General features: G+C 74.1%; 2 protein-coding genes. Both read right to left on the bottom strand.

The window, feature by feature from the left end; genetic code table 11:
- Positions 1-246, bottom strand: a 246-nt coding sequence (locus H5J29_RS34015) for an S-adenosylmethionine:tRNA ribosyltransferase-isomerase (protein ID WP_181784955.1), incomplete at its 3' end; no start/stop codon positions are given.
- Positions 243-917: an SDR family NAD(P)-dependent oxidoreductase gene (locus tag H5J29_RS34010; protein ID WP_181784954.1), complete on the bottom strand. Its 675-nt coding sequence runs from the start codon at positions 915-917 to the stop codon at positions 243-245. The genes H5J29_RS34010 and H5J29_RS34015, both read right to left, overlap by 4 nt.
- Positions 918-1026 lie beyond the last annotated feature (109 nt).

The raw sequence follows: 1026 nt of genomic DNA, 5'->3' as shown, positions 1-1026 counted from the left end.
CCACCCGACGCGCACGGGTCCGGACACGTGCAGCACCACCGGGCTGCCACCACGCCGCCCGTCCACCGCGGCGGGTTCGGTGTCCGAGGTGTTGACCACCACCAGATCGCCCGGTCGGAGGGCGCCGGGGAGATCGGTGAACCGGAGGTGGCGCAGCGGCCTGCGGTGCGCGGCGACCATCAGCCGGACACCGTCGCGGACGGGTGGCGGCGCGGTCGCGAACCGGTCCTCGGGAACGGGCCTCACGACGTCACCAGCTCGGCCGTGTACCGCCCGGACGTCGGCCGCGACTCGAGCAGCCGCAGCAGCGCGGGCACGACGGTCGCGGGATCGGGCCGGTCGGAGATGTCCTCGCCCGGGAACGCCCGCTGATGCATCGCGGTCCGCATGTCGCCGGGATCGAAGGCATAGACCCGCAGGTCGGGCTCCTCCACCGCGAGCACCGCGGCGGCGTGGTCGGCGGCGGCCTTCGCGAGCCCGTACCCGCCCCATCCCTCGTAGGGCTCGACGGCGGCGTCCGAGCTGAGCGTGACGATCGTGCCGTGCGCCGCCCGCAACGCCGGCAGCAGGGCCTGCGTGAGCTGCAGCGGCCCGACGACCGTGGTCTCCAGGACCTGCCGCAGTGCGCTGACCGGGTAGTCGGCCAGGTGGGGCAGCGGCGACGGGCCGAGCTCGCCGGCGTTGTGTACCAACAGGTCCAGCCGGCCCCCGACCGCCACGAGCAGCGGCGGTCCGAGCCCCGGGTCGGTCACGTCCCCGGTGTGGAGGGTGACCCCGGGGACGCCGGCGAGGGCCGTATGGAGCCGGGTGCCGTCCCGGGCGACGGCGACGACGTGGTCGCCGCGCGAGGCGAGGGCGAGGGTGAGGGCCAGTCCGAACCCGGAACCGGCCCCGGTGACGATCGCGGTGGGTGTCATGAAGCGACCGTGCAACCTGAACCCGGCTTCAGGTCAAGCCCAGGGAAACGCACGAACGGCACCCTCGCTCAGTAGGTGTGAGCGAGGGTGCCGTTCGTGTGGGTCAGAT

Source organism: Pseudonocardia pini (assembly GCF_013870575.1).
In the GTDB taxonomy this organism is placed as follows: Bacteria; Actinomycetota; Actinomycetes; order Mycobacteriales; family Pseudonocardiaceae; genus Pseudonocardia; species Pseudonocardia pini.
This window is presented reverse-complemented; position numbering and strand designations above follow the sequence as displayed.